Source organism: Pantoea folii (genome assembly GCF_056678875.1).
This window is the reverse complement of the sequence record NZ_JBWXON010000021.1, coordinates 29,110-52,379: the sequence shown is the minus strand read 5'-3', so window position 1 is coordinate 52,379 and position 23,270 is coordinate 29,110. Positions and strand designations below refer to the sequence as shown.

Sequence of the window (23,270 nt, the reverse complement as noted above, 5' to 3'; positions counted from 1 at the left end):
GCTCTCCTCAGCGTCTGTCGGCCGGCAATTGTGCGGCTTTGTTCACGTCATACCACCAGTTCTCTAGCCCGGTTGCATACGCGGGTTTGATTTCAGGGCGGGAAAATTTATCCCAGTATGCCAGCCTCTGTTCGGCGTTGTACCACATCGGGATCATATAGGCATTCCATAACAGAATACGATCCAGCGCCTGACCCAGCGGCAGCAGCGCTTTTTCATCGCCCTGATGATCGACGATCTCCTGCACGAAATGGTCCACGATGGGATCTTTCACCCGAGGGGTGTTCCAGGAGGAGTCGATGTATTGCGACTGCCAAATGGTACGCAGGCTGGTGGAAGGCGAAGGCATTGCGTAGTAAAGCGAGGGGATCATATCGTAATCGCCTTCGCGCAAACGGCGCAAATACTGCGAGCTATCAATTTGCCGCAACTCTACCTGAATCCCCAGACGCTGCAAGCTATGCTGGAACGGCAGTGCCCAGTCGTTCTGCGTGCCGCTGCGCATCAGCAGTTCAAAGCGGAAGGGCTGACCCGTTTTATCGTTCACCAGCTGCTGATTTTTAATCTGCCAGCCCGCTTCTTTCAGCAGTGTCATGGCTTTTAGCAGATTACCGCGATCAAAGCCGCTGCCCTCTGAACGCGGCGGTGCGTATTCGTTGTTGAACACTTCAGCAGGCAACTGTGCTTTATACGGTGCCAGCAGAATGAGCTGGTCGGCTTTCGGGTAGCCTTTGGCTGCATAAGCGGTGTTCTGGAAATAGCTGTCAGTGCGTTTGTAGGCCCCGTAAAACAGCGCTTTGTTCATCCACTCGAAATCAAATGCCAGCGTCAGCGCCTCACGCACACGACGATCGGCAAACAGCGGTTTTTCATTGTTAAAGGCCAGCCAGCGAGTATCGGTAGAGACGGTATTTGGCGTGGTCGATTTCACGATGGCGTGGCTATCAAAGTTGCGCCCACGGTATTGTGTGGCCCACTTCTTCGCCGACCCCTCTTCGCGCAGATCGGACGCGCCAGCTTTGAAGGCTTCAAAAGCGACGTTGTCGTCAAGATAGTAATCATAGCGCAGCGTATCAAAGTTATAACGTCCCCGATTGACCGGCAGATTTGCCGCCCAGTAGTTTTTCACCCGACTGTATTGAATGAACTGGCCTGGCTTATAGGACGTGACGCGATAGGGGCCGCTGGAGAGCGGGGGATAGCCGATCGGCTCGTTGAATTTTTTATTCTGCCAGAAGGCTTGCGGCAATACCGGCAGCGTTAACCAGCTCAGGATCATATCCTTGTCCGGTTTCGGCATGTCGATACGCACGGTGAGATTGTTGAGCGCTTTTACTTCAACCCCACGAAACGCCACGCGAAATTGTGGCACCCCTTCGGTCATAAATTTTTGGAAGGTGAAGGCAACATCTTTCGCGGTGATCGGGCTGCCGTCCTGAAAACGCGCATGCGGATTGATGGACACTTCCATCCAGTGATAGTCGGATGGATAGCGGGCGGATTCAGCAATCAAGGGATAGTAGCTGCCAGGCTCATCATCGGAGGTGGTGAACAGCCCGTCATACAGCGTATCGGTGCCGACGCCAGGATTACCGCGTGAAGCAAAGCGATTGAAGTTATCGTAAGTGCCCACCACCGCGATGGTCATCTTGCCGCCTTTAGGCGCAGCGGGATTTGCGTAATCATAATGGGTGAAATTCACCACATACTTCGGTTCGCCCAGCTTGGCAAAGGCATAACTCTCATTGATGGTTTCCGCATGCAGTGGCGCGATGGCGCTACAAACCAACAACGCGGTGACAAGACGCAGCAGCATAAGTGGGGCGCTCTCCTTAAATAATCCGCACTGAATGGTAGCAGTTTCGTGACGATAGCGTGACGTTAACCGAGAGCTGCCTGACGTTGGTAATAACTGATCAGGTTTTCCGGACGCAGCGGGCGGCTGAATAAATATCCCTGCAGATGTGTCACCCCACGGTTCACCAGCCACGCTGCCTGATCGCCGGTTTCAACGCCTTCTGCCACGGTTTTGAGATTGAGCTTCTTCGCCAGCAGCAATACCGCGTCCAGTACCGGTGAGGTCACCGTTTCGGTACCAATACTCTGTACAAAACCGCGATCAATTTTGAGGTAGTCAAACGGATAGCGTTCAAGATAGATCAATGCGCTGTGGCCAGTGCCGAAGTCATCGATGGCAATTTTAATATCCTGCTCATGCAGCCAGGCAAAAATCTCGCCAGCATTTCTTTCGCCCACCATGGTGCGTTCGGTGATTTCAAAAACATAGTTGAAGTGGTCTTTTGGCATGTCGGCAATCCACTCCTGCACATGCTGACGAAAACTTTCTGATGCGAGATGCAGAGGGGAAAGGTTCAGGCTCATACGCGTGCCGCGCGGCAGTTGCTGGCAGAGGAACTTCGCATCGCGTGCCACCAGCTTAAACAAATGCTGAGTCAGGGGAATAATCAGATTTTGCGCTTCGGCGTTGCTAATAAAGGCATCCGGGGGAATCATTCCCTCGGTGGGATGTGTCCAGCGCAGTAGTGCTTCAACGCCATACGGTTGCCCATCGTGGGCGGTGACCAGGGGCTGATATTCAACATGAAACTGACCACGTTTAATGCCCTGCATAATCTCTTTGCCAGGACGCTGATACAGCGTCAGCAGCAGCCAGCTGCCCGCACTCATAAACAGGGCTGAGAGGAGGCCGGTCAGCAGGATCAGATGATAATCGCGTTGCGCCAGCGTCGTACCGTACAGCACGAAACGCATGCCATTATCTTTAAAACTCATTTCTTTCAAGGCTGGTGGTAAATCGTGGATGTTCACCACCTGATTCTTGCCACTCAGCAGGGCTTTATCGCCAATCACCAACGCCATACCGGTGATTTCGGGATGATAAGAAGCCAGCAGCTGATAAGGCGTCAGGCTGATATTCATGGTGGCGAGAATGCCGGTCTCAGCTGAGCCTGGATTCTTCATCCACAGCGCCAGCGCCGGTTTGGTTGGCAGCAGTGGCGTGCCTTCCATTAAGCGCAGATCGCGATCGCGCTCCAGTTCCGATTGTGGAGAGATATCATTAGCGGGCAGCAGAAAAGCGCCGGTGGCAGACGAACAGTAGGCATTGCTGTTACGTACCAGCAAAATCGCGCGGATATTGCCGGCGAAGGCGGCGCGTGAAGTGAGTTCGCGGCTGACGCTATTACATTCAAGCTGGGTGTACTGTTGTAATGGATAGAGGGTATCCACCAGGGTCGACATCACCTGTTGTAGATCGTCGCGGCTATGGATCAGCAACTGTTCATGTTGTTGTACTCGTTTTTGCCAGGTGAGCGTCAGCAGTACGATGACAAACAACAGAAAGAACACACCGCCGATGATCGCACTACTCCAGGCGATACGGCGCGAATAGGTTGCATGACGTTTTAACGTCCCCGACAGTGGCATGGAGTGCATTCCCCTTTATGGCGCCATTATTATTATGTAAATCGTGCACTACTGCTCGCTGGTGTCTGGCGTAAAACATTGCATCAGGGCGGGTTTTTTCAGCCGACGAAGACGCAACAATTTGCTGCCAGTAAGCAAACGAGAATATAACGAGGAAGCGCGAAAAGTCTCGTTATATTTCTGATTCTCAATTACTTTTTATCTATCGGATTTGCGTTAAGAAACGGCAGGCGAAAAAAAACGCTGCCTGGGCAGCGTTTTCTGATTCTCTGGCTGAGAGGATCTTCAAAAGGATACGTTAGCTAGGGTTTTTAGCTAAAACCCTGCGGGCTTCACGGTAACGCGTTTTCCAGTAACTGTCGTTTAAACTGGAGATCATCACACCACTGCTGGTGGACGCGTGAACGAAGTTATCGTTACCCAGATAGATGCCAACGTGTCGTCCAGTAGAACCGGCACGGAACAGGACTAAATCACCCGGGCGCAGTTTGCCGCGAGAAATCTCTTTGCCCGTATCCTGCTGTTCTGACGTTGAACGGGGTAAATCTAAACCGAACTGCTCGCGAAAGGTGCGCTGAACAAAAGCAGAACAATCAATGCCGCGTTTGGTGTCGCCGCCTAAGCGATAACGAACACCTTTCCAGTCACTGTACTGTTCCATGATGCGGGACTTAACGTCCACATTCTGCACCATTTGTTCAAATTCGTCCTGAGACGCTTGAAGTAAAAAACCATTCTGGTTGTTAACTTCATGATTCTCGTTATTCGCGTTCTGACCGTTATGCGTACTACTACATGCCGATAAGAGTGTTGCTAATGCTACTGCGGGAAGGATCCGCCTGAGGTATCTCAGTATTGGTTGAGACTTGACCATTATACGTGTGTTCCTTTGAAGTCCTTACGACACAATGTCGCCAGCCAGATGACAAAACGGGTTTGAGATTAATAAGAGCTAAGGCTTAAGACAATTCCTTAATTACTAAAATGTGTTAATGAACACATTTTTGTTGCATAAGGCACCGAATTTTATGCTGCACTCTAAGTAATCGCGTTTGAGGTTAACCGATTACAGACCGCGTGGCGAGTGCTTTTATATAAATTTTTATAGCTTTTATTGATGTGAAATCAATCCGTAACACAATGGTTACTTTATCAACGATTGGTAGCGATTTAATAGCCAATAAGGCGGGTTTTCAGGGGCTAATTCCGGCGCTAAGGCTGATTTTGAGAGGCTTCTGGCTGGACAAACCAGGAAAAAGGCGATTGTTACGCGTTTTGCATCATAATGTTTTCTTTTAATAGAAAAACATTAGCCTGCTAATAATGTATTTCAGCATTCGATAAGCGCGGATGATCGACTTCTCGGCTTATTTTCATCCGCGCTTAACAATTATGTGCGCGGCTTATATTTCCCTGGCAGAGCACGATTGAGCCAATTCACCAGTTTGTCACTGAGCGGGGTTAATAAGCACCAGCTCAATCCCACCAGAATCACCGACATCGATCCCACAGCAATATCGGTAAACCAGTGAGAACCCGCCATCACGCGCGGCAGGGCAAAGACCACCACAATCACTAAACCCACCAGGAAAGCGCGGAAGCCAAAATAGCGCCACATAAAGCAGGCAAAAATAATCAGCATCATGCCGTGATCGCCTGGGAAGCTATTACTGGAGGCATCTTTCGCTGGAATCCCTGTCAATTCACTCACGCGATGCACGTTGTCAAAGAACAGCGTTGGGCTGGCGTGTTGCACGGGGATCAAATGACCCAATTGATTCAGCACCACGGCGGTGAGCAGCATGGTAATGCCAATGGCCAGCATACGACGGCGGCCTTGCGGCGTTTCACGACGCCAGAACCAGAGGTACAGCAGACCCATCGCCAGCAGCGATACCGCATCAAAACCACGGAAATTGGTGATCGCCACCAGTAAAGCGAAGCCGTGGTGATCCACCATCCGATCGTTGAAGCTATAGAAGATGGCTTTGTCGATACCAAACCAGAAGCCATGGTCCGGCGGCAGGTACCACGAAAAGAACAGCATGATCCCCAGTGCATTCAGCAGCAGGATGGTGATTAAACGAGACGCGCGCATAAAAAATAGACTCAAAAGAAAAATAATGGGGCAACCTAACGCAGCTAATTTAAACGAATCCTCAACAAGGTTGTTTGCAAAACGTTCCAGTCAACGGGTTGGTGGTGGATTAACTCAATGCGGCTGTCCGGTGGCGTGGTGGTGCGTGTTTCCATAAAGAAGTCGTCACCCTGACGATTGATATTCACCAGACCGTCTGGCGTGCGCAGTACGCCTTTAACGCGATCCACCGGTGCAAGCCGCGCCCACTCTAGCGCCGGAATGGTATCGAACACCGTATCGCCATCAAAAATCCAGCCACAGGATGCGTAGCCCTGGCCTTCGTTCAATGCACGGCGCCAGCGTGCGGACCCCTCAAGTTTCAGTGCCGCCAACCCTTTTGGCCGTGAAGTATGATGATGGTGGGCCGCTTCAGGAACCGCACGATCCGCCAATGCGGGCTGGCACAGTAACGCGGGATCAACGTTACCCCACGCGGATTCGACCAGTTGGCGATCGCCCAGATTATGCTGCTGCCATTGCTGCAAACGCTGACGATCTTCCTCGCTCCAGCGATCGCTTTTATTGGCGACGATAATATCGGCTGCGGTGAGTTGATCGCGGAAGTTTTCATTCTCGACAACACGCGCATCGGCTAACTGACGGGGATCGAGCAGCGTGATGGTGGCATCAACCTGAATCCAGGGTTGATACACGGCGGCACGCAGCATATCCAGCAGTTGTCTAGGGTGGCCAAGGCCGGTGGGTTCGATAATCAGACGATCAGGCTTATTTTGCTTTAACAGCATATTGAGCCCGACTTGCAGCGGCAGGCCGTTCACACAACACATGCAACCGCCAGGAATTTCCTTCAGCGTGGCACCCCGATCGGCGAGCAGTGCGCCGTCGATGCCTACTTCGCCAAACTCGTTGACCAGAATCGCCCAATTCTCATTGGTCGGTTTGTGGGCTAACAGATGCAGCAGGGTGGTGGTTTTGCCGCTGCCGAGAAATCCGGTGATTACATTAACGCGCGTCATTACAGGCTCCATTTTCAGGCGCGCGGACAACATACCCGGCGCGCACGACGTTGTTATACTATAACAACCTTCAGCGGCCGGATAAAATCGTGCGGTTAGTCCGCGCGACTCATATAGCGGCGTTCAGCCACGTGAATACGGATGCGATCGCCATTGCTCAGGTATTCCGGCACCTGGATCGACAAGCCGGTGCTCATGCCTGCCGGTTTGGTGCGTGCACTGGCGGAAGCGCCTTTAATGCCCGGTGAAGTATCGACAATCTCCATATCCACCGTCTGTGGCAGTTCCAGCGCCAGTACCTGGCCATCCATGGTTAATACCTGAATGCCAGGAATGCCGCCTTCAGGGATGAACAGCAGTTCTTCTTCAATCTGATCTTTTTTGAAGCTGTACGGCGTGTAATCTTCATCATCCATAAACACGTACTCGTCACCGTCTATATAAGAGAAGGTCACGGCGCGACGGCTAAGCTGAATGGCATCGATAATATCGTCACCCTTGAAGCGCTCTTCCACTTTCAGGCCAGTACGCACATCGGTAAAACGCATCTTGTAGAGGGTGGCAGCACCGCGTGCGCTTGGGCTCTGGACATCAATGTCCTTTACCAGCAACAGTTTGCCGTTCCAGGTAACAGCCATTCCTTTTTTGATTTCATTTGCCTTTGGCATGGGGATAACTCGCTGTGAAAAGGTTAATGCGCGCCACGTTACTCGCGCCGTGAAAAACAGGCAAGGGAGGCAGTGTAAAATTGTTGCCCGCGCATGGCATTCCCGTCATCAGCCTGCTATTGTCGCGACGAAATCCTCAGGAGCGCATGATGTATTGTCGTGACCAGTGCGGTGCCTGTTGCACAGCCCCCTCAATCTCTTCCCCGATTCCCGGCATGCCCCAGGGCAAACCGGCCAATACCCGCTGCGTTCAGCTGGATGAAAATCAGCGCTGCAAAATTTTTGGTTCTCCGCTGCGTCCCGCAGTCTGTGCGGGTTTACAGCCAAGCGCAGAGATGTGCGGCAACAGTCGCGAAGCCGCGATGACCTTCCTGTTACAACTCGAAGCAGATACCGCGCCTTAAATTGCTGACGCGGTGCTGAAGAATTTGCCTTATGTGACCTATGCGTTACAGCAATGACGTCAGTCGTACAGGCCTGAAAAATCTTAAATCCGATCTGAAGTGTGCGGAACATCAAAAATCTGCTACGCCGATCGCGCATTTTCTTGCCTGCTTTCTCATGCTGTACCATATTCCCTGAAACGTTTCAGCGTTGTCTTCTCGGTAAGCCCCGAGAAGTGCAGCGTAATTTTTCGCCATTAAGCTGAAACGATTCAATTTCAGCAAGCGAGGAGAAATATGTTCCAGCTCGACGTTCAGGCCATCCATACCGGTGCCAGTGCACAAAATAAAGAAGAGGCTATCCGTCAGGTTGCCGCTGCGTTAACCGCAGCCGGTAATGTGTCGGAAGGCTACGTTAACGGCATGCTGGCGCGTGAACAGCAGACCACCACTTTCCTGGGTAATGGTATTGCCATTCCGCATGGCACCACCGATACGCGCGATATGGTGCTGAAGACCGGCGTACAGGTTTATCAGTTCCCGCAGGGCGTGGAGTGGGGTGACGGGCAAACGGCTTATGTCGCCATCGGTATCGCGGCAAAATCAGATGAACATCTTGCGCTGCTGCGCCAGCTGACTCACGTATTGAGCGATGACAGTATCGCAGAGCAGTTGAAAACCGCTTCAGCCGATGATCTCCGTGCCATCCTCATGGGTGAAAAGCAGGCGGCTGAGTTCAAATTCGATACCTCGCTGATTGCGGTTGACGTTGCAGCCAACGATCTCATCACCTTGCAGGCGCTGAACGCTGGACGTTTACAGGCAGCAGCAGCTGTTGAAGCGGCGTTTGTGGCGGATGCGGTTTCGCGTACGCCGCTGAGCCTCGGACAGGGCATCTGGCTGAGTGACAGCGCCAATGGCAACCTTGGTAGCGCCATTGCAGTCAGCCGTACCGCCACGCCATTCGTGCATCAGGGCGAAAATGTGGCGCTGCTGTTGACCGTGGCCGCCACTGACGATCGTCCGCTGGAAGTGCTGGGTTATCTAAGCAATCTGCTGCTGAGCAACAAAGCTGAACGTCTGCTGAAAGCCGACGCGGCAGGCATCCTCGCGCTGCTGACCAGTGAAGTGGACGAAAGCGCGGATCAACTGGTGGCTGAATTTACTATCCGCAACGAGCACGGACTGCACGCACGTCCGGGCACTGCGCTGGTTACGGTCATTAAACAATTCAACAGTGACATTACCGTCACCAACCTTGACGGCAGCGGCAAACCGGCCAACGGACGCAGCCTGATGAAAGTCGTCGCGCTGGGCGTGAAAAAAGGCCATCGCCTGCGCTTTACCGCCAGCGGTGAAGATGCACAGCAGGCGCTGAATGCCATCGAAGAGGCCATTAATTCTGGCCTGGGCGAGGGGGTCGCATGAGCCGCCGCGTTGCCACAATCACATTGAATCCCGCTTACGATCTGGTGGGCTATACGCCAGAAATCGAACGTGGCGAAGTTAACCTGGTGAAAACCACCGGTCTGCACGCGGCGGGTAAAGGCATCAACGTTGCCAAAGTGCTGAAAGACCTGGGTATCGACGTCACCGTCGGTGGATTCCTCGGCAAAGAGAACCAGGATGGCTTCCAGCAGCTGTTCAGCGAGCTGGGTATCGCCAACCGTTTTCAGGTGGTGCAGGGCCGTACCCGCATCAACGTCAAGCTGACGGAAAAAGACGGTGAAGTCACCGATCTGAATTTTTCCGGCTTTAACGTCACCGCGCAGGATTGGGATCGCTTCACTGCCGATTCCCTGACCTGGCTGGGACAGTTCGACATGGTATGCGTCAGCGGCAGCTTGCCCGCGGGCGTGGCGCCCGAAGCGTTCACCAAATGGATGAGCGATCTGCGCACCCTGTGTCCGTGCATTATTTTCGACAGCAGTCGTGAAGCGCTGGTGGCGGGACTAAAAGCCGCGCCGTGGCTGGTGAAGCCGAACCGTCGTGAACTGGAAATCTGGGCCGACCGCAAACTGCCAACCTTGCAGGATGTGATCGAAGCCGCGCATGAACTGCGTGAGCAGGGCATTGCCCATGTGGTGATTTCCCTTGGTGCGGAAGGCGCACTGTGGGTCAACGCCTCTGGCGAATGGATCGCCAAACCACCAGCCTGTGAAGTGGTCAGCACCGTAGGCGCGGGAGATTCAATGGTCGGCGGCCTGATTTACGGGCTGCTGATGCGTGAATCCAGCGAGCATACCTTGCGTCTGGCTACTGCAGTGGCTGCGATGGCGGTGAGCCAGAGCAACGTTGGTGTGACCGATCGTACCCAGTTGGCCGCGATGATGGCGCGCGTCGACTTACAACCCGTTAACTAACAGCAGGAGAGCGATAATGAAAACGCTGCTGATAAAAGATTCTTCACTGGGACTGGCATCAGGACATCTGGCTTTAGAACGTCTGCGCGCAACCGCAGCACAGGCTGGCCTGACGCTGACTGACAACGCGGCCGATGCTGAACTGGTATTGGTTGCTGGCCATGCTGTGCCGAACGATGCACAACTGGCAGGCAAATCCGTGGCGCTGGTCGATGTGCAGCAGGCGCTGCGCGATCCGCTGGCGGCCATTAATCAGGCTAAAGCCAGTGCCAAAGTCTGGCAGGCTGCCGCGGCGGTTACTGCTCCAGCTGCCGCTCAGAGCACCGGTCAGAAACGCATTGTCGCGGTTACCGCTTGCCCAACCGGCGTAGCGCACACCTTTATGGCGGCTGAGGCGATTCAGGCAGAAGCGACCAAGCGTGGCTGGTGGGTGAAAGTGGAAACTCGCGGTTCCGTGGGTGCCGGCAATGCCATCACCCCTGAAGAGGTGGCGGCGGCCGATCTGGTGATCGTGGCGGCGGATATCGATGTGGACCTGGCGAAGTTTGCTGGCAAGCCGATGTATCGCACCTCAACCAGCCTCGCGCTGAAGAAAACCGCGCAGGAACTGGATAAAGCGCAGGTTGAAGCCAAAACCTATCAACCGAGCGGCAACGCGTCTGCCAGCACGCAAAGCGACAGCAAAGAGAAAGCCGGTGCTTATCGTCACCTGCTGACCGGCGTGTCCTACATGCTGCCGATGGTTGTAGCGGGTGGTTTGAGCATCGCGCTCTCCTTTGCCTTTGGTATCACCGCATTTAAAGAGCAGGGTACCTTAGCGGCTGCGCTGATGCAGATCGGTGGCGGCAGTGCCTTCGCGCTGATGGTACCGGTACTGGCCGGCTTTATTGCTTTCTCGATTGCCGACCGTCCGGGTCTGACTCCGGGTCTGATTGGCGGTATGATCGCCACTAGCATTAACGCCGGTTTCCTTGGCGGTATCATCGCCGGTTTCATTGCCGGTTACGCCGCTAAGATGCTGAGCAGCAAAGTTAAACTGCCGCAAAGTATGGAAGCGTTAAAACCAATCCTGATCATTCCGCTGGTAGCGAGTTTGATTACCGGCCTGCTGATGATTTACGTGGTGGGTAAACCTGTTGCGGGCATCATGAGCGGTCTGACGCACTGGCTGGCGAACATGGGCACCGCCAATGCGGTACTGCTGGGCGCGATCCTTGGTGGCATGATGTGTACCGACATGGGTGGTCCGGTGAACAAAGTGGCGTACGCCTTCGGTGTTGGCCTGCTGAGTTCGCAAACCTATGCGCCGATGGCCGCGATCATGGCCGCCGGTATGGTGCCACCGTTAGCGATGGGCCTGGCAACAATTGTTGCACGTCGTAAGTTCAACAAAGGTCAGCAGGAAGGGGGCAAAGCGGCACTGGTGCTCGGCTTGTGCTTCATCTCTGAAGGTGCAATTCCGTTTGCGGCGCGTGATCCTATGCGTGTGCTGCCTTGCTGCATCGTCGGCGGTGCAATCACTGGCGCGGTATCCATGTTGGTTGGCGCGAAACTGATGGCACCTCACGGTGGTCTGTTTGTACTGCTGATTCCAGGTGCAATCACCCCGGTGCTGGGTTACCTGATGTCGATTGTGATTGGTACCGCAGTGGCTGGCCTCGGTTACGCGATTCTGAAACGTCCGGAAGAAGAGCTGGCGAAAGCCGCGTAATTTTCACGGGATAAGAAAAAGGGAGCTGCGGCTCCCTTTTTGCTGTCTGTTTTAAGCCTGTTGTTCCGACTTCAGCCACGCAATCTCATCTTTCCAGATATCCGGATTGATGGTTTCCAGAATCATCGGGATGCCATCAAAGCGCTTATCCTTCATCAGCCAGCTAAACACCGTCTTGCCAATGTTGCCTTCACCTAAGCTGTGATGGCGATCCACGCGGCTGCCGAGCGTGCTTTTGGCGTCATTCAGGTGCATGCCGCGCAGGAACTGGAAACCGACAATGCGTTCAAATTCCGCAAAAGTCTCCACGCAGGCTTCTTCTGTCCGCAGATCGTAGCCGCCAGCAAACGCATGGCAGGTATCGATACATACACCGACGCGTGATTTATCTTCGACGTGCTCGATAATGGTGGCGAGGTGTTCGAAACGGAAACCGAGATTGCTACCCTGACCGGCGGTATTCTCAATCACTGCCACCACGTTGTGGGTCTGATCCAGCGCGATATTGATCGATTCGGCGATACGCTTCAGGCACGCCTCTTCTTCAATCTGCTTCAAATGGCTGCCAGGGTGGAAATTCAGCAATGTCAGCCCCAATTGCTCGGCGCGCTGCATCTCATCAAGAAACGCCTCTCGGGATTTCTCCAGCGCATCCATCACCGGATGGCCAAGGTTAATCAGGTAGCTGTCATGCGGCAAAATCTGCGCGGAAGTGAAGTTGTATTTCTCACAGGCGGTTTTGAAGGCATCAATCACTTCACCTGAAAGCGGGGCGGCTTTCCACTGGCGCTGATTTTTGGTGAACAGCGCAAAGGCTGTGGCTTCGAGTTCGTGGGCACGGATAACTGCCTGGTCTACGCCGCCTGATGCACTGACGTGTGCGCCGATATATTTCATGCCGCTCTCCTGGTTGGCGATTGCTGCTGCAAAGGGCACATCATAGCGGATGCGCTACCGCCATGAAATGTTGCATCGCTCGTGGGGAGAAAAACGGCACGGGTAAACACTTATCCAAAAGATGAACACACCTACCAAAGTTAGCAGGTGCGCTTTTTTTCTGGTTAACTATAGTTTAACAAATTAGAAACTTTTAACTATAACCATGAAAACAGCTTATAGAAGTACTTTGGATACCGCTTTACAGCATGAAAAATTCAACGTAATCCATAAATTAACTTTAGGTAAAACCAATGCAGTGACCCTTTTTTATAATGGTCATGGCGCTGTCGGCTTCACGCTCGCCGTGCCCGATAGCGACAACTCGCTGGTCCATTTTTATCGTTATGGGGTCAATAACAGCGATCCGAAAAAGTTGTACCGCTCTGAATGCCTCTATTCCCGCCGGGAAAACTTTGGCTATCAGGACTGGTTGATTCGCACCATTACCGATGAGTTCACGGCCTGTGACACAGAACTGGAAGAACTGATCGGTATGAAAGCCTGACACACACTCCGCCGCCAATCTCCTGGCGGCTGCTTGCCTGCGTATATACCTGACTGGTTTAAAAGTTAAATTGGTAATATATTGTCCATTGACCAGTATAACTAATAAGGAAGAGTCGGGATGTTGAAGCGCTTGCGCCGCTGGGCACGCTTAATTAAACGCGATGTGCTCACGCTGTGGTTTGCCTGCCGCGATCCGCGTACCCCCTGGTGGTTTAAGCTGCTGGCATTTGGCATTGTCGCCTATGCACTCAGCCCCGTCGATCTCATTCCTGATTTCATTCCCATTATCGGCTTACTCGACGACGCCATCATCGTCCCGCTGGGTGTGATCATCCTGCTGCGTTTGCTCCCGCGTGAAATTCGCATCAGCAGCGCAGAACGGGCTGATGTCCAGCGGGCACGCGGCAAAAAGATTGTCAGCTGGGCAGGATTCTTCCTGACGGTGATCGTCTGGTTAGCGGTGGTGGCTTATCTTGTGAAGCGTTACGCAATGTGAGGAGGGCGCATGCATATCACGCTGCGTCAGATTGAAGTCTTTACCGAAGTGTTGAAAAGCGGTTCAACCACCCAGGCCTCGCAGGTACTGGCACTGTCGCAGTCTGCGGTCAGTGCGGCGCTGGCCGATTTGGAAAACCAGCTCGGAGTGCAACTGTTTGATCGTGTCGGCAAACGACTGGCCCTGAACGAGCATGGTCGTTTGCTCTATCCACGCGCGGTCGGATTGCTGGAACAGGCCAGCGAGATCGAACAGCTGTTTAAAGAGGATAATGGCGCCATTCGTCTGTTTGCCAGTAGCACCATCGGCAACTATCTGCTGCCGGGGATGATCGCCGCCTATCGTCGTGACTTCCCCACGCTGCCGCTCGAACTGAGCGTCGGCAACAGCCAGGATGCGATTAATGCAGTGGCGGATTTCCGTGTGGATATCGGCCTGATTGAAGGGCCGTGCCACGAGCCGGATATCGTTAGCGAAGCATGGCTGGAAGATGAACTGGTGGTGTTTGCCGCGCCTGATGCTGAGATCCTGCAACAGCCGATCACGCTGGCATCACTGGCGGCCGCCCCCTGGATCCTGCGTGAGCGCGGTTCGGGCACGCGTGAAATTGTTGATTACCTGCTGTTGTCTCACCTGCCGCAGTTTCAACTCGGCATGGAGCTGGGCAATTCTGAGGCAATCAAACATGCGGTGCGTCACGGCATGGGCATCAGCTGTTTATCGCGCCGGGTGATCAGCGATCTGCTGGAGGCGGGCACGCTGGTGGAAGTGGCTGTGCCGTTACCACGTCTGACGCGCACGCTGTATCGCATTCATCATCGGCAGAAGCATTTGTCGAAAGCGCTAAGTCGATTTCTCTCCTATTGCCGCGAGTAATCGCGGCTGTCATAACGTAAACGGCTAATAATTTCGCGCCGATTATGAAGGTAACTAATAACCCGACGTGAATGCTATACAGCCTGGGGTTAGCTGCTACAATCGCGCCTTATTTTTATCCAGCATAGCGTTTACACATGCATAATGACTCAAAAACAACACAACAACCTGGGCTGCGCCGTGAACTAAAAGCGCGCCATCTCACCATGATCGCCATCGGCGGTTCCATTGGCACCGGCCTGTTTGTCGCCTCGGGTGCCACCATTTCTCAGGCAGGCCCCGGTGGCGCATTACTTTCTTACGCGCTGATTGGCCTGATGGTTTACTTCCTGATGACCAGCCTTGGCGAACTGGCGGCGTTTATGCCGGTTTCTGGCTCCTTCGCCACCTACGGCTCTAAATACGTTGAAGAAGGTTTCGGCTTCGCGCTGGGCTGGAACTACTGGTACAACTGGGCGGTCACCATCGCCGTTGATCTCGTCGCCTCGCAACTGGTGATGAACTACTGGTTCCCGGATACGCCGGGCTGGATCTGGAGCGCGCTGTTTCTTGGTTTGATGTTCCTGCTTAACTACATTTCCGTCAAAGGCTTCGGCGAAGCGGAATACTGGTTCTCGCTGATCAAAGTTGCCACCGTCATCATCTTTATCGTGGTGGGTGTGCTGATGATCGTCGGCATTATGCGCGGTGCAGAAAACGCCGGCTGGCATAACTGGACCGAGGGCGACGCACCTTTTGCCGGCGGTTTTGCCGCGATGATTGGCGTGGCGATGATTGTCGGCTTCTCGTTCCAGGGTACAGAGTTGATCGGCATCGCAGCCGGTGAATCACAGGATCCCGCGAAAAATATTCCACGCGCCGTGCGTCAGGTGTTCTGGCGTATTCTGCTGTTCTATATCTTTGCGATTCTGATTATCAGCCTGATTTTGCCGTATACCGATCCGAAACTGCTGCATAACGATGTCACCGATATCGCCATCAGCCCGTTCACGCTGGTGTTCCAGAATGCCGGATTACTGTCGGCAGCGGCAGTGATGAACGCGGTGATCCTGACGGCGGTGCTGTCAGCGGGTAACTCAGGCATGTACGCTTCAACGCGCATGCTGTTCAACCTGGCGCAGGAAGGCAAAGCCCCACGTATTTTTGCCAAACTGTCTAAAGGCGGTGTGCCGCGTAATGCCCTGATTGCCACCACCGTGGTAGCGGGTTTGTGCTTCCTGAGCTCGAAGTTCGGCAACCAGGAAGTCTATCTGTGGTTGCTGAATACCTCAGGCATGACCGGCTTTATCGCCTGGCTGGGTATTGCGATTAGCCACTATCGCTTCCGTCGCGGCTACGTGGCGCAAGGGCATGATTTAGCGGCTCTGCCATACCGTTCCGGCTTCTTCCCGCTCGGTCCGATTTTCGCCTTCGTGCTGTGCCTGATTATTACACTGGGTCAGAACTACCAGGCGTTTCTGGCGGACCGCATTGACTGGTATGGCGTGGCGGCGACCTACATCGGCATTCCGCTGTTCCTGCTGATTTGGCTCGGTTACAAGCTGGCACGTGGCTCGCGCTTTGTGAAGTACAGCGAAATGGAATTCCCGACGTTTAAAGAGTAATGCGTTAAACGTGGATGACATAACGCCGCTGCCTTTGGCTAGCGGCGTTTTTTTTGACAAAGATGAACCGTGTTACAACGTTTTGGGCTTTGTCATACAGATATAATTGATAATTATTATCACCTGCACTATTGTGGCTGCCGTTATGATTTCGATAAGAAACAGGTAGAACAATGCAGACCACGGATTCCGCGCTGCTGGCGGAAAATAACCGCGAAGCCGATACCATGACGCGTTATCGTCAGGTGTTACGTCAGCGCCTGATGCTGATTGGCGTACTGGTGCTGGCAATACTGGCGTCAGTAATTCTTGATTTCACGCTTGGCCCGGCTGGGCTCTCCCTCGACACCCTGTGGCAAACGCTCACCCATCCTGATGCGGTGGATGCGGGCACGCGCGTGATCGTCTGGGATATCCGCTTACCTTATGCGTTGATGGCTGTCGTCGTCGGCTTTTCGCTGGGTCTGGCGGGAGCTGAGATGCAAACTATCCTCAATAACCCGTTGGCGAGTCCGTTTACGCTCGGCGTCTCTTCAGCGGCCGCCTTCGGCGCGGCGCTGGCCATTATTCTCGGCATCGGTATTCCCGGTGTGCCAGACCAGTGGTTTATCTCGGCGAACGCCTTTGTGTTTGCGCTGTTTGCCGCACTGATGCTGGATGGCGTGACGCGCTGGACCAAAGTGTCAACGTCGGGCGTGGTGCTGTTTGGCATCGCGCTGGTGTTTACCTTCAACGCGCTGGTCTCGATGATGCAGTTTATCGCCAGTGAAGATACCTTGCAGGGCCTGGTGTTCTGGACCATGGGCAGCCTGGCGCGCGCTTCGTGGGAAAAACTCGGCGTGCTCACGGCGGCTTTCGCCATCCTGATCCCGTTCTCGATGCTCAGCAGCTGGAAACTGACCGCGCTGCGCCTGGGTGAAGATCGTGCCGTGAGTTTCGGCATTGATGTGCGCCGCTTGCGTCTGGCGACGCTACTGCGCATCAGTATTCTCTCCGCGCTGGCGGTGGCTTTTGTCGGGCCGATTGGCTTTATTGGTCTGGTGGCACCGCACATCGCTCGTATGATGTTTGGTGAAGATCATCGCTACTATCTGCCGGCCAGTGCGTTGGTCGGTGCACTGGTGCTATCACTGGCCTCGGTAGCGTCGAAGAACCTTATTCCAGGCGTGATCATTCCGGTGGGTATCGTCACTTCACTGGTTGGCGTGCCATTCTTCCTGAGTATTATTCTGCGTCATCGGGGGACGGTGTAATGGAACAGGGATTAGGTCTCAGCCATTTCTACGCCGGTTATCCGAAGCGTAAAGTCATTGAAGATCTCAACGTGCCGATGCTGCCACGCGGCAAAATCACCGTACTACTTGGACCTAACGGCTGCGGTAAGTCTACCTTGCTGCGCGCGCTGGCGGGCCTGAGCAAAGGGCAGGGCGAACTGTGGTTGAATGGCGAAGAGCTGATGTCACAGCCGTTTGCCCGTCGTGCCCAGCGCGTGGTGTATCTGCCGCAAAGTTTGCCGGCGGGCGTGCATCTGCATGTGCTGGAGTCAATCATCGTGGCGCAGCGAGCGTCCGGTGGCTTACACAGCGCATCAAGTGAAGCCGAGATTATGCATCTGCTGGAACAGCTGGGCATTGCCCACTTAGCGATGCGTTATCTGGACCAGTTATCAGGTGGGCAGAAACAGCTGGTGGGTCTGGCGCAATCGCTGATTCGCCGTCCGGAACTGCTGCTGCTGGATGAACCGCTGAGTGCGCTCGATCTTAATTACCAGTTCCATGTGATGGATTTAGTACGTCGCGAAACCCGTCTGCGCAATATTGTGACTGTGGTCGTGGTGCATGATATCAACATTGCACTGCGTCATGCCGATCACGCGTTGATGCTGAAAGAGGGCACCTTGCTGGCTGACGGCGAGCCGTCGCAGGTGATCACGCCGGACACATTGGCGCAGGTGTATGGCGTACGCGGGCGTATTGAACACTGCTCGCAGGGCATGCCGCAGGTGATGATCGATGGGCTGGTGGCGGAATCGCTGGCTTAAACCTCGCAAAAGACGCTTAAGCTCAACATCAAGAGAGGCTGAGGATGAATGTTGATGCGGCTTTTAGCCAATCACAGTCAGCCATAGCCAAAAAAGGGCGCACATGGTGCGCCCTTACTGTCTCCACATCAACTGACGTGAACTACACCAACAGATGCTTCGCGTGGAACCGCAGATGGTCCTCGACAAAGCTGGCAATAAAGAAGTAGCTGTGGTCATAGCCCGGCTGCACGCGCAGCTCCAGCGGAAAACCTTGCTCACGCGCTACCGCTTCGAGGCGATCCGGACGAAGCTGATCGGCGAGGAACTGATCGCTATCACCCTGATCGATCAGAATCGGTAAGCGCTGTTCCACTTCACGCATCAGCAGGCAACTGTCCCACTCGCGCCAGGTCTGGCGATCTTCACCCAGATAGGCGGTGAAGGCTTTTTGTCCCCACGGCACTTCGGTTGGATTGACGATTGGAGCGAACGCGGATGCCGAAGCAAAACGTCCACCCTGACGCAACGCCAATACCAGCGCGCCATGTCCACCCATTGAATGGCCCATTACCGACTGACGATCGCTCACTTTGAAGTTGTCCGCCACCAGGGCCGGCAACTCCTCGCTGAGATAATCGAACATACGATAGTGCGCCGCCCAGGGCTGCTGCGTGGCGTTGAGGTAAAAACCTGCGCCCTGACCAAGATCGTAGCCGCTGTCGTTGGCCACTTCGTCACCGCGCGGGCTGGTATCCGGCATAATCAGCACCAGACCCAACTCAGCGGCAACACGCTGCGCACCGGCTTTGGTGGTGAAGTTCTCGTCGGTACAGGTCAGTCCGGCGAGAAACCATACCACCGGCGGCGGCGTGTCATCCTGCGGTGGCGGCAGGAAAATGCTGAAGGTCATCGGGCAGTTCAGCACCGCCGACTGATGCCGCCAGCGCTGCTGCCAGCCGCCGAAGATACGATGTTCTTCCAGCAGTTCCAGAGTGGATGCCATAACGCCTCCTTTTTACTTGTTAAAATGCACGACCGAACGAATAGATTTCCCTTCGTGCATCAGATCAAAGGCTTCGTTAATCTCTTCCAGCGGCATGGTGTGCGTGATGAAATCGTTCAGCGCGAACTTACCGTCCAGATAATCCTGCACGATGCCCGGCAGTTGGGTACGGCCTTTCACGCCACCAAACGCCGAACCGCGCCATACGCGACCGGTCACTAACTGGAACGGACGCGTGGAAATTTCTTCACCGGCACCGGCTACGCCGATAATCACTGACTCGCCCCAGCCCTTGTGGCAGCATTCCAGCGCGGAACGCATCACGTTCACGTTACCGATGCACTCAAAGGAGAAGTCCACGCCGCCGTCGGTCAGCTCAACGATCACATCCTGAATCGGCTTATCGTAATCTTTCGGGTTGATCAGATCGGTAGCCCCCAGTTTGCGCGCCAGATCGAATTTGCTGGTGTTCAGGTCGATACCGATGATGCGACCGGCTTTCGCCATTTTCGCACCGATGATCGCCGACAAACCAATACCGCCGAGGCCGAAGATCGCCACGGTATCGCCTTCTTTGACTTTGGCGGTATTCATCACGGCGCCCATGCCGGTGGTCACGCCGCAGCCCAGCAGGCACACTTCTTCCAGAGGCGCTTCTTTGCTGATCACCGCCAGTGAGATTTCCGGTACCACGGTGTACTCAGAGAACGTTGAAGTCCCCATGTAGTGGAAAATTGGCTTGCCGTCTTTAAAGAAACGGGTGGTGCCATCTGGCATCAAACCTTTACCCTGGGTGGAGCGGATCGCCTGGCACAGGTTAGTTTTGCCTGACAGACAGAACTTACATTTGCCGCACTCTGGAGTGTAAAGCGGGATCACGTGATCGCCGACCGCCACGCTGGTGACGCCTTCGCCTACCGCTTCCACCACGCCGCCGCCTTCGTGACCGAGGATCGCCGGGAACACGCCTTCCGGATCTTTACCGGACAGGGTGTAAGCATCGGTGTGGCACACGCCGGTGGCGACGATGCGCACTAACACTTCACCTTTTTGTGGTGGCATCAGATCCACTTCTTCGATTTTCAGCGGTTCGCCCGCTGCCCAGGCAACGGCAGCGCGGGTTTTAATCATGTTCATGCAATCCCTCTTCTTCAGATGTCGTGATTTACTTAAAATTAAAAACTCACTCAGCGGTTTGCAGCGGATGCAGCAACTCATCGTTGAGTGGGCGGTCATCAAACATTTCAATAATCAAATACTTCAGCGCTTCCACGTTGGGCGTGAAGGCATCGCGGCGCCACATCAGCCAGGTGGCGGTATCGCGATAAGCGGGTGGCAATGCATGCTCCTGCACGCGCGCGCGGCCGGGCATCTGCGTCAGGACAGACGCCGGAATCATAGCCACGCCCGCACCGCCTGCCACACACGCCACCATCGCGTGGTAAGACTGAATCTCCATCACGCTTTTCGGTGAGGTCTGGCTTTCGCGATACCAGGACTCCAGTTTGGTGCGATACGAACAGCTGTTACCAAAGGCAAACAGCGTGTCATGCTGCGTGTCGCGGGCGCTGGTAATCGGGTCGTGATCAAGACTGGTGATCAGCACCATCTCCTCGCGAAAGGCGATGCAGCCGTTGAGGTCGTCATGAGTGGCTGGGCCATCCACCAGCGCGGCCGCCAGCGTACCGGCGCGCACTTTATCGATGATATCGCCCGAGGTGCCGGTGACCAGCGATAGCGCCACATTGGGAAATCGTTGATGATAAGCCGCCAGCAGACCAGGCAGACGGGTCGCGGCGGTGCTCTCCATCGAACCAAAAGCAAAGTTCCCGCCCGGTTCTCCGGCACGTGCCATATTCAGCGCCTCATCGCTCAGGCTAAGGATACGCTGAGCATAATTCAGGAAATTGTGGCCCATTGGCGACAATCGAATACGCTGCTTCTCACGGATAAACAGGTCGACGCCAATCTCTTCTTCCAGCTGGCGCAGACGAGTGGTGAGATTAGAAGGCACGCGATGCAATAGCTCCGCGGCGCGCGCCAGCGAACCGGTTTCAGCCACAGAACAGAACATGCGGAGTTGTACTAAATCCATATTCTCTTTCCGTAAACAACTTGGTTAATATTATTCACTTTTCGTGAGTGTAATCGTCATGCATGCTAATAACAAGTGCTAAAAGAATCTGAACGGGAGTGGGAATGGCGTTTCGTGTCGCGCTGAGCGCGTTTTTAAGTTTAGTGGTTGCGATGGGGATTGGGCGATTTGCTTTCACCCCGCAGGTACCATTGATGATTCAGGACCATCAGTTGACTCTGACCAGCGCCAGTCTGGTGGCGGCGCTCAACTATCTCGGTTATCTGTGTGGCTCCTTTGATGCCATGCGCGCGCATAAGCGTGTCGAATGGCGGCTGCAGGCTGGCGTGTGGGGCGCGGTGATCCTGACGCTGCTCTCTGCCTGCGTCAGTGGGCCGTGGCTGCACGGTTTGATCCGCTTTGTGATTGGCGGTGCCAGCGGTTGGGCCATGGTGCTGATCGCTGCGTGGAGTAATGAGCAACTGCTGCATCATGGACGGCCAGGCTTGTCGGCGGCGGTGTTTGCCGGGCCCGGCACCGGGATTTTCATCAGCGGAATGCTGGCGGTGGCGCTGCATGCCAGCGGTGCCAGCGCGGCACTGGGCTGGGCGGCTTATGGTTTGCTGGCGCTGCTGTTCATCGCCGCCATTGCGCGTTTTTTACCGCGCACGGGACAGTTACATCGTCCCGATCAGGCGCCTGCGCCGCTGGTGCTCAACGGTAACCTGAAACGCCTGGTACTGAGCTACAGTCTCGCCGGTTTTGGTTACATTCTGCCCGCAACCTTCTTATCGCAGATGACCGCCGCGCGTTTCCCGGACAGTGCGCTGGCGCAGTTTGTCTGGCCGGTGTTTGGCGGTGCGGCGGTGATCGGCATTGTGCTCGGCATTTTGACGCGGCGCTGGGGCAGCAGCCATCTGCGGCTGGCAGTGGTGCTCTGGGCGCAGGCTTTGGGCGTGATCTCCGCAATTGTCCTGCCAGGGCTGGATGGGCTGTTGATTAGCGCGCTGTTAGTTGGCGGCGGATTCTTATGCGTGGTACAGCTGACGCTGCAATACGGCCGTGAGCTGGCGCCGCATCACGCGCGCTATCTGGCCGGTCTGCTGACCACCGGCTACGCAGTCGGTCAGTTGGGTGGGCCGCTGCTGTCATGGATCTCCAGTTTGCTGTGGCACCGCCTCGATCTTGCCTTGTGGGTAGCGGGTGTCGCACTGATTCTGGCGGGCTTACTGGTGTTACGCCGTTCGGCACCATGAAAAGCTTTCATCTCCGATTGGATTGATTGCTGGATTACGCGCGCGTTGTGTTTCACAATACGCGCTCAGAATTTCCCCCGCAGGCGACGATCTGCGGGCGCATCACCTGCCGGAGAAAGAGTACGATGAGCACCTTAAGTCAGGAAGCCGCCCTGGTTCACGAAGCGCTGCTGGCGCGTGGCCTGGAAACGCCGTTACGCGCCCCGGTGCGCGAGATGGATGACGAAACCCGCAAGCGTGAAATCGCCGGTCATATGACCCAAATCATGCAGCTGCTGAATCTGGATCTGGAAGATGACAGCCTGATGGAGACGCCACATCGCATCGCCAAGATGTACGTGGACGAGATCTTCTCAGGCCTCGATTACGCCAACTTCCCGAAAATCACCGTCATCGAAAACAAGATGAAGGTGGATGAGATGGTCACCGTGCGTGATATCACCCTGACCAGCACCTGTGAGCACCACTTCGTGATTATCGACGGTAAAGCCACCGTCGCTTATATCCCGAAAGAGAAGGTGATTGGTCTGTCGAAGATCAACCGCATCGTGCAGTTCTTTGCCCAGCGTCCACAGGTGCAAGAGCGCTTAACCCAGCAAGTGCTGGTGGCGCTGCAAACTTTGCTTGGCACCAACAACGTGGCGGTGTCGATTGATGCGGTGCACTACTGCGTGAAAGCGCGTGGCGTGAAAGATGCCACCAGCGCCACCACCACCACATCACTGGGTGGCCTGTTCAAGTCCAGCCAGAATACGCGCCAGGAGTTCTTACGCGCGGTGCGCCACAGCTAATCCTTTGGGCGG

At 54.8% G+C, this 23,270-nt stretch carries 22 protein-coding genes; 12 read left to right on the top strand and 10 right to left on the bottom strand.

The features are described from left to right. Window positions 1-7 precede the first annotated feature (7 nt). The 6 genes from AC1MDE_RS21200 to yeiP form a co-directional block, all read right to left on the bottom strand. A complete protein-coding gene (locus AC1MDE_RS21200; RefSeq protein ID WP_058962252.1) occupies window positions 8-1,816 on the bottom strand; it encodes an extracellular solute-binding protein in 1,809 nt (602 codons plus the stop codon). Window positions 1,817-1,881: 65 nt separating this feature from the next. After that, window positions 1,882-3,447 (bottom strand): cyclic di-GMP phosphodiesterase, encoded by a 1,566-nt coding sequence (locus AC1MDE_RS21195; protein ID WP_480345062.1) that lies wholly within the window; start codon window positions 3,445-3,447, stop codon window positions 1,882-1,884. A 298-nt stretch (window positions 3,448-3,745) separates the two neighbouring features. Next, window positions 3,746-4,321 (bottom strand): bifunctional murein DD-endopeptidase/murein LD-carboxypeptidase, encoded by a 576-nt coding sequence (gene mepS, locus AC1MDE_RS21190; protein ID WP_034824970.1) that lies wholly within the window; start codon window positions 4,319-4,321, stop codon window positions 3,746-3,748. A 516-nt stretch (window positions 4,322-4,837) separates the two neighbouring features. Beyond that, entirely contained in the window at window positions 4,838-5,545 is a 708-nt protein-coding gene (locus AC1MDE_RS21185) for a phosphatase PAP2 family protein (protein ID WP_058962254.1), read from the bottom strand. A 44-nt stretch (window positions 5,546-5,589) separates the two neighbouring features. After that, window positions 5,590-6,564: a CobW family GTP-binding protein gene (locus tag AC1MDE_RS21180; protein ID WP_058962255.1), complete on the bottom strand. Its 975-nt coding sequence runs from the start codon at window positions 6,562-6,564 to the stop codon at window positions 5,590-5,592. Between the two features lie 95 nt (window positions 6,565-6,659). Further along, a complete protein-coding gene (yeiP, locus tag AC1MDE_RS21175; RefSeq protein ID WP_058962256.1) occupies window positions 6,660-7,232 on the bottom strand; it encodes an elongation factor P-like protein YeiP in 573 nt (190 codons plus the stop codon). 149 nt (window positions 7,233-7,381) lie between these two features. Here yeiP and AC1MDE_RS21170 point away from each other — a divergent pair, with 149 nt between their 5' ends. The 4 genes from AC1MDE_RS21170 to fruA all read left to right on the top strand — a co-directional run bounded on the left by AC1MDE_RS21170 (window position 7,382) and on the right by fruA (window position 11,689). After that, window positions 7,382-7,636 (top strand): YkgJ family cysteine cluster protein, encoded by a 255-nt coding sequence (locus AC1MDE_RS21170; protein ID WP_479399827.1) that lies wholly within the window; start codon window positions 7,382-7,384, stop codon window positions 7,634-7,636. Window positions 7,637-7,912: 276 nt separating this feature from the next. Next, the gene (gene fruB, locus AC1MDE_RS21165; protein WP_479400687.1) at window positions 7,913-9,043 is read left to right on the top strand and encodes a fused PTS fructose transporter subunit IIA/HPr protein; all 1,131 of its coding nucleotides are present in this window, start codon (window positions 7,913-7,915) and stop codon (window positions 9,041-9,043) included. Next, window positions 9,040-9,978 carry a 1-phosphofructokinase gene (gene fruK, locus AC1MDE_RS21160; protein ID WP_038645831.1) on the top strand — a complete coding sequence of 313 codons (939 nt, stop codon included), beginning with the start codon at window positions 9,040-9,042 and terminating at the stop codon, window positions 9,976-9,978. Before fruB ends, fruK begins: the two co-directional genes overlap by 4 nt. A gap of 16 nt (window positions 9,979-9,994) precedes the next feature. Continuing rightward, the gene (fruA, locus tag AC1MDE_RS21155) at window positions 9,995-11,689 is read left to right on the top strand and encodes a PTS fructose transporter subunit IIBC (RefSeq protein WP_058962260.1); all 1,695 of its coding nucleotides are present in this window, start codon (window positions 9,995-9,997) and stop codon (window positions 11,687-11,689) included. Window positions 11,690-11,740: 51 nt separating this feature from the next. Here the strand turns inward: fruA and nfo are convergent, their stop codons facing one another. After that, a complete protein-coding gene (gene nfo / locus AC1MDE_RS21150; protein ID WP_038649994.1) occupies window positions 11,741-12,586 on the bottom strand; it encodes a deoxyribonuclease IV in 846 nt (281 codons plus the stop codon). 229 nt (window positions 12,587-12,815) lie between these two features. Between nfo and AC1MDE_RS21145 the strand changes: the two genes are divergently transcribed. From AC1MDE_RS21145 to AC1MDE_RS21120, 6 genes are all read left to right on the top strand, one after another. Next, on the top strand, window positions 12,816-13,133 hold the full coding sequence (locus AC1MDE_RS21145; RefSeq protein ID WP_058962262.1) for a hypothetical protein: 318 nt from the start codon (window positions 12,816-12,818) through the stop codon (window positions 13,131-13,133). Between the two features lie 120 nt (window positions 13,134-13,253). Further along, window positions 13,254-13,631, top strand: a complete 378-nt coding sequence (locus AC1MDE_RS21140; RefSeq protein WP_058962263.1) for a YkvA family protein — start codon at window positions 13,254-13,256, stop codon at window positions 13,629-13,631. Window positions 13,632-13,640: 9 nt separating this feature from the next. After that, window positions 13,641-14,507 (top strand): DNA-binding transcriptional regulator YeiE, encoded by an 867-nt coding sequence (gene yieE, locus AC1MDE_RS21135; protein ID WP_058962264.1) that lies wholly within the window; start codon window positions 13,641-13,643, stop codon window positions 14,505-14,507. A gap of 137 nt (window positions 14,508-14,644) precedes the next feature. Beyond that, entirely contained in the window at window positions 14,645-16,111 is a 1,467-nt protein-coding gene (locus AC1MDE_RS21130) for an amino acid permease (protein WP_479414445.1), read from the top strand. A 173-nt stretch (window positions 16,112-16,284) separates the two neighbouring features. Beyond that, entirely contained in the window at window positions 16,285-17,364 is a 1,080-nt protein-coding gene (locus AC1MDE_RS21125; RefSeq protein WP_034824944.1) for a FecCD family ABC transporter permease, read from the top strand. After that, complete coding sequence (locus tag AC1MDE_RS21120; protein WP_034824935.1) at window positions 17,364-18,152, top strand: ABC transporter ATP-binding protein; 789 nt, start codon at window positions 17,364-17,366, stop codon at window positions 18,150-18,152. The genes AC1MDE_RS21125 and AC1MDE_RS21120 overlap by 1 nt, the downstream gene beginning before the upstream one ends. A 142-nt stretch (window positions 18,153-18,294) precedes the next feature. Here the strand turns inward: AC1MDE_RS21120 and fghA are convergent, their stop codons facing one another. Genes fghA through ptrR form a run of 3 tightly spaced genes read right to left on the bottom strand, consistent with a single transcriptional unit; the run spans window position 18,295 to window position 21,232 of the window. Then, the gene (gene fghA, locus AC1MDE_RS21115; protein ID WP_058962266.1) at window positions 18,295-19,137 is read right to left on the bottom strand and encodes an S-formylglutathione hydrolase; all 843 of its coding nucleotides are present in this window, start codon (window positions 19,135-19,137) and stop codon (window positions 18,295-18,297) included. A gap of 12 nt (window positions 19,138-19,149) precedes the next feature. Beyond that, a complete protein-coding gene (locus AC1MDE_RS21110; RefSeq protein ID WP_034824931.1) occupies window positions 19,150-20,274 on the bottom strand; it encodes an S-(hydroxymethyl)glutathione dehydrogenase/class III alcohol dehydrogenase in 1,125 nt (374 codons plus the stop codon). 46 nt (window positions 20,275-20,320) lie between these two features. Continuing rightward, a complete protein-coding gene (gene ptrR / locus AC1MDE_RS21105; protein WP_038645851.1) occupies window positions 20,321-21,232 on the bottom strand; it encodes a putrescine utilization regulator PtrR in 912 nt (303 codons plus the stop codon). Between the two features lie 104 nt (window positions 21,233-21,336). On the opposite strand from ptrR, the gene AC1MDE_RS21100 reads away from it, so the two are divergent. Both AC1MDE_RS21100 and folE read left to right on the top strand, forming a co-directional pair. Continuing rightward, on the top strand, window positions 21,337-22,467 hold the full coding sequence (locus AC1MDE_RS21100; RefSeq protein WP_480345061.1) for a YbfB/YjiJ family MFS transporter: 1,131 nt from the start codon (window positions 21,337-21,339) through the stop codon (window positions 22,465-22,467). Between the two features lie 125 nt (window positions 22,468-22,592). Continuing rightward, entirely contained in the window at window positions 22,593-23,258 is a 666-nt protein-coding gene (folE, locus tag AC1MDE_RS21095; RefSeq protein WP_034824925.1) for a GTP cyclohydrolase I FolE, read from the top strand. The last annotated feature ends 12 nt before the right edge of the window (window positions 23,259-23,270 follow it).